Origin of the sequence: Stutzerimonas stutzeri (assembly GCF_024448895.1) — a bacterium.
GTDB classification, from domain to species: Bacteria; Pseudomonadota; Gammaproteobacteria; order Pseudomonadales; family Pseudomonadaceae; genus Stutzerimonas; species Stutzerimonas stutzeri_Q.
Genome location: NZ_JAMOIC010000051.1, coordinates 1 through 5,758, shown reverse-complemented (window position 1 = coordinate 5,758; position 5,758 = coordinate 1). Strand labels below are relative to the sequence as shown.

The 5,758-nt window shown below is 52.4% G+C and carries 3 protein-coding genes; 1 reads left to right on the top strand and 2 read right to left on the bottom strand.

All coding sequences use genetic code 11. The annotated features are described in order from the left end of the window. Positions 1–1,726 (bottom strand): DEAD/DEAH box helicase (locus tag NA619_RS24720; protein ID WP_255964414.1); only part of this gene is annotated, 1,726 nt, incomplete at its 3' end. A 9-nt stretch (positions 1,727–1,735) separates the two neighbouring features. After that, positions 1,736–5,059: an STY4851/ECs_5259 family protein gene (locus tag NA619_RS24715; protein WP_255964413.1), complete on the bottom strand. Its 3,324-nt coding sequence runs from the start codon at positions 5,057–5,059 to the stop codon at positions 1,736–1,738. Between the two features lie 249 nt (positions 5,060–5,308). On the opposite strand from NA619_RS24715, the gene NA619_RS24710 reads away from it, so the two are divergent. Further along, positions 5,309–5,758 (top strand): transposase (locus NA619_RS24710; protein WP_255964412.1); only part of this gene is annotated, 450 nt, incomplete at its 3' end.

Below are 5,758 nucleotides of genomic sequence, written 5' to 3'. Positions count from 1 at the left end.
ATTTGTTCGCGGTCAGACCACCTAGTGTTTGCGTTTCCAAATCCAAATTGACTGAAAAATATGGATCGTGCGCCACAGGGAGACCGGCCAGAACCATTTTTTGCGAGCGTCTGTGTTTGGCAACCGAAGTAATCTCCTGATTTAACGGAGCGTCTTCCTCGGTATTTTCGTAATGCAGAGCAAACTCGTCCCCTGCATAGGGGCTACGTTGCTGCAGTTCCCCTGCACGGTCCTCAGCCAGCAGGTGAGGGGTCTTGCAGTCGTTACAAAACCCCAATTCATACACCGGCGCGCGGCACTCGCAGCGCGCCTGCTGGGTAACGTACACATTGCCAAACGGCCAGTCGGTTAAATGCTTCGACTTGGCGCTGCACTTTGGATCTACGCAGGCCCATAAGCCATGTAACATGCGTTGGAATAAATGGATACGAAGTTTAAGAAATGGTGGCTCCTGCGCACTCCGACGCGTACCCGTTAGCAGGTCCAGCCAATTGAGGACCTCCCGTTGTCGTTTTTCCTGACTGGGGCTTTTCAGCTCATCGGCAACGCAACTCACGAGATCGTTTAGATCTAGCGGTTTATCACTACTGACTACGGCATGTCGTAGTTGGCGAGCGATATGACTAGTTGTGAGCGCGGTGAAGCGATCAGCTGAAACTTCTGCGGTTGCGTCAATCTCACGCAAAGACTGGAACTCTAATTTTTGCGGGGTCCAGCTCTGTTGGATGTCAGGCCAAACGCGTGAGCCACTAATAACTTCAACTTGATCCAAACGTACGCCTGCCAAACTGGCCAAGTAAGTCTGAAGGTTCTCTTTAGCATCCTCACCGGCGATGGTTGCCGAGGTCGCAATAAAGCGAACTTGTTCCGGATTTCTACCGAAAGCTTGTACAACACGACGCAGTAGCAGCGACATTTCTGCCGCCTGTGAGCCTATGTAGGTGTGGGCTTCATCCAATACAATCCAGCGCAGGGATTGCTCCCGGCTAGAAATATCGAGAATGGGGCTATCGACCTGACGCACCAGCATGTACTCAAGCATGGTGGCATTGGTCATCAAAATTGGCGCAGGTTCTTTGCGCAGCAATTCGCGCGAGAGAATTTGGTTAGGTTTGGTCTGCTGGTACTTACGGACAATGGTCGCACTTTCCTCTGTTTTACCGTTATACAAACAAAAACGAATGTCTTGGCCATAGTCGCGCGTCCAGGCATCCAGACGCTCTTGCTGTGAGTTGATTAGCGCATTTAATGGATAGAGAAAGAGCGCGCGTACTCCAATGAGAGGCTTTTGACACTTCTCACGCTCACGTACCAGATCCTCGAGAATCGGCACCATAAAACACTCGGTTTTACCCGAGCCTGTACCACTGGTGATCACCGCCGACATAGGCTTGCTACTCAGCAGCGTTTGCCAAGCATGTAGCTGATGGACGTAAGGCCTTGCTGTTCCTGGAAACTGATAGGCATGAGCATTTTGCAGGGTATTCAATAGGCTCGGCGAAAGCAGCGACCCGCGCAAATCCGTCAGGGTCGTTCCAGACTCTTGCCAGCCGAACGTGTGCTCGAATACTGGCGGCGCTAGAAAGCAACCCTCGGCGCCAAGCTCATTGCTCATCTGCTCGGCTAGATGATGGCGCAGTCCGGTGTCGTTAATGCCCAGTACGCTAAGTGTGGCTTCACAGGTACGGCTTAAGCTTTGTTCGATTAAATCCTTGAAAGACTGCATTACAACTCCTCAGGCGTCGTCAGACGAGGCCAGCAAATACGAAACCATCATGGCGTGAACACAGGTGTACCAACCCTGCCGATCAAAATCAGAAAGCATGCGCATGGAAAATTTAAGGTAAGCCAAGTCCCCTGGCAGGACCGAAAGCGTGGTTTTGCCTGCGGTGACATAAGCCATGAAAATCGGCAAATAGGTCACAGCATCAGAAAACTCAATCAGCGAGAGCGCTGTAACAAGACGCGGCAGATCTTGCTTATCTGCCCACTGGGAAAGTTCTTGGCCTAATTCGGTAGGCCACTTCTGGTTGGACTCATGGTTACGCCGCAGGTGTTGATACCAGTCGGGCAACACATATTCCACTGGCGCTTTGGTGAGACTACGTTTATCCCCCGTAGACAGATAGTCTCCTAGGTAGTCGAATCCCGACACCACGCTGCGCAAGACCGTCTTTCGGTTGTTTTCGAGGTTTTCGATCATGGCGCCGGGTAAGCCTAATTTGGTGAGCCAACCTCGAAAATTGGCATAGGTCGAAACCCAAAGCGGTAACGGTAGACACTCCCAAATCACGGCCAGCTCGTCCCGAATGCGACCACAGAATGTCTCGTCCATCTCCAAACGAAATACGGCCGCAGCTAAAGCGGATGGATTGCGCGAGAGTGACAGCCAGCTTTCAAACGAGGAGAGCGGTAGATGGCTGAAGTTTTGTTTAATATCCGCCAGATACTGCCAGCCGCTGTGGTTGAGGTCGCTGGCCATGGCCGCAATCTGGTCGTCGATCACTCGTGCCGCATGTAGCGGATGAAAACGCTGCGTGGCCAGATGCAGAGAGTGCACATCGCCAGAGCTGTCAGCGATTTTTGTCGATGCGATGAAGAGTTGCGGTCGGAATTGGACAGCAGAGTCCTTAGCTGGGTACAGCAACCATGGACCATCGCTCTGCATTGCATTGGTCGGCACAAACCAGCCGGTGCCTACTCCTTCGCTGGTACGCTCAGAGACCTGTACAGGCGCACGCTTTGGATCTGGCAATAGCATCGCCTCGACCTTTGCATCAGACAAAATCCCAGTGCTGGCTATCGCTGTGATAGAAAACATCATACGACCTTCCCACTGGATGCGGCCGTTGTAGCGACGCACATTAAGTCGTAGCAGGCGCTGTTCTGTTTCTAGCGTCAGCTGAATGTAGGCATCTTGTTCGTTAACTGCGCCGAGCATTTGCAGCATGTCGCTTTGGTAGCTGAACAAATTAAGCAACAGCGGTGTCGGACCGACATGGATCACATAGCGACGCTTGGGGTTAGGCTTGGCCTGGCTGATTAGCTCCAGTTGCAGATGAAAGTCTTGGCCTTGAGTAAGTCCAGATGACAGGGCAACTCGCATCCCCAGTAGCTCATCAAGAATTAGCTCCCGGTTACTCGATGGTTTTTCATCGTGACCGATTAAACGCGCACCTTGATACGGGTAAGGTAAGCGCAATTGCACGGGCTCAATGCTTGAGTCGCTACTGATCTCTAGCGTGAAATTTGCCGGTGGTTCTTCACCTTCAGCATGCAGGTAGATTAAGCGGCCCTGGTCCGACGCGCCGTCACGCGCCGTCAGATCGCTGTTGCGAATCTGCAGCTTTAGCGCTTGTCCGTTGCGCACTAGCATACGCGCGGGTTGATTGTTGATGGAGGGAAACAGCGACAGAGTAAAACCGTCAGGTAGCACGCCAAAGCGGCGGTGCAATAGCGTTTTTCCATGAGCAGAACGAATGCAATAACGCATAACCCCGACACGATTAGCGCTACGCAGACCGCTCACGCTTTGTCCGTTGGCAAGCTGCAGCAGCTGATCTTGGTGATAGGGGTATTCTGCGGGCAACTCAAGGCGTGGCCAGCCAATGAATATGCTACTGGGGTTTGAGTCAAACAAGGAGTAGGTGCCAACCAAGCATGGCTTTGAGGCCGCGTCTACGGGTTGATTCAACTCAATCTGATAACACTCATTGACCTTGCGTATAACCAAATCTTGGCTCGCCTCAATCCAGTATGCGCCGGAAGCCTCCCGTGCCACTTCGGTCGCCGTGCCGTTCTCGACGACAGCCCCCTGCGGCACTCTAATGCGCACGCTGCTAGTGGTTAGTGCGCAAGAGGCACTAGCCACCAAGCACCAAGTATTACTACGGGACTCAAATATGAGCAGCTGCTCATCGATGTCGAGAGCGCTATCGTCAAAACGAAATACATGTACCTGCCGACCATTCTCGAGCAAACGCAAGCTCACTGGTTCAGCAATATTTTTACGGGCCAGCGTGATCTGGGTATTAGGGAAACGAACCCTAAGGCCACCTTCAACTAACTGCCCATAAACAGCGCCGCCTCGCGCTAGCAGTTGCTTACCCTCATAGAAACCCAGCTCTAGTCGAGTGCTGCTGAGCAGGCTGATATCAATGGATAATATGGCCTCAGTAGGTAGCAGCAGTTCACTGCGTATGTGCCACGCTGGTAACTGACCATGAAGGTGGTGTTCGCAACAAAAATCGCGGGCTTTGGCTAATGCCTCAGTACGCTCCTGACGGCGCTGGACGGCATCTTTCAGCCATTCATTAATCAGGGTTCGTGCATTTTCTTCATCTAGCGGAATGGGAAAGTCCGAACGCCAGCCCGGATTGTGTTGATCAAGATATGCCGCAGGATCTGTTTGATCTTTGAGTGAATAGTGCTCAACCAACGACATTAGCTGCTCAATAATCGCAGCCAACAATTGCCGAGTTTCTAAGTTGCGGAAAGTTTGCGGTAGGTAGTTTTCGCAATCAGCCATCAGATCGCTGGTGGTGCGTCGACCACCTTCAGTACGGTAGTAATGCTTCAGTCCTTTGCGCACGGCCCGACCGAAACCATGGGTTTCACTTTGCACCAGCAACCACGGCAAACCACCTTCAGCGAACAATGAGCCAAGCCAGTCACGGCCATTTTCGCGCTGCCTAATTGGACGACCCCAATACTCGAGACCTTTGCTCGTCATCGCAGCGTGCTGCTGAGGGCTCAAGTTATGCCCTAAGCGTTTTTCTGGGCCGGCCCAAGACCAGCCGCCATCTTGGGCGTCATATTCACGGCGAAAGTATTCAGCAACGAATAGGCAAAAACAGGCAGCCCAATTACCGCCGTGAATAGGGTGGGAAGCCAGCGCGAAGTTTTGCCGCAGTGCACCCTTTAGTGACAGGTACTCCTGCTCGGAAACCTGATATCCGTAAAGCGGTTTCTCATTTGGGCCTCTAAATAGCCCGCGAGTAAAAAAAAATTCGGTCAGCCAAGCTTTAAGCGGATTAGTGGCGTGGGGGCGAGACGGCATAAAACATCCTTGAAATGCTGGCTGGGCAAGTCGCATGCTCTGGCACGCGAGTCCTAGTAACAGTACTGTTTTGTTTGTAAATAGGTCTACGTTTTGTAGCACTGTTCATCTTTCACATCCACGCCTCACACTGAATTGCCCCACGTACTGTAGCCACATCGTGAGTGACCGCTTCTGGCCCAGAGTGTGTAAAAACGCCCGTACAAACCCTTGCTATGATTTCTGAGAGCTTCATCGCAAGGGAAGTCCATGAAACGGTTTATCCAGGGTGAACACCGAGGTCAAAGCACCTTGCTTCCTGAAAGCCTCGACGACTACGTCAGCGATACCAATTCGGTGCGCGTGGTAGATGTCTTCGTCGATGAACTCGACCTTGCCACGTTGGGTTTTGAACGTGTCATTCCAGCCGAAACCGGCCGACCTGCGTACCACCCAGCGATCCTGCTGAAGATCTATATCTACGGTTATCTGAACCGCATTCAATCCAGCCGACGTCTTGAGAAAGAAGCCCAACGCAACGTTGAGCTGATGTGGTTAACCGGGCGCTTGATGCCCGACTTCAAGACCATCGCCAACTTCAGGAAGGGCAACAGCAAAGCCATTCGTGGGGTCTGCCGCCAGTTCGTTGTGCTGTGCCAGCAGCTTGGGCTTTTTGGAGAAAACCTGGTCGCCATCGACGGCAGTAAATTCAAGGCAGTG

Coding starts and splice junctions, on each gene's coding strand:
- NA619_RS24715 (WP_255964413.1), bottom strand. CDS start 5,059: ATGCCGTCTCGCCCCCACGCCACTAATCCGCTTAAAGCTTGGCTGACC.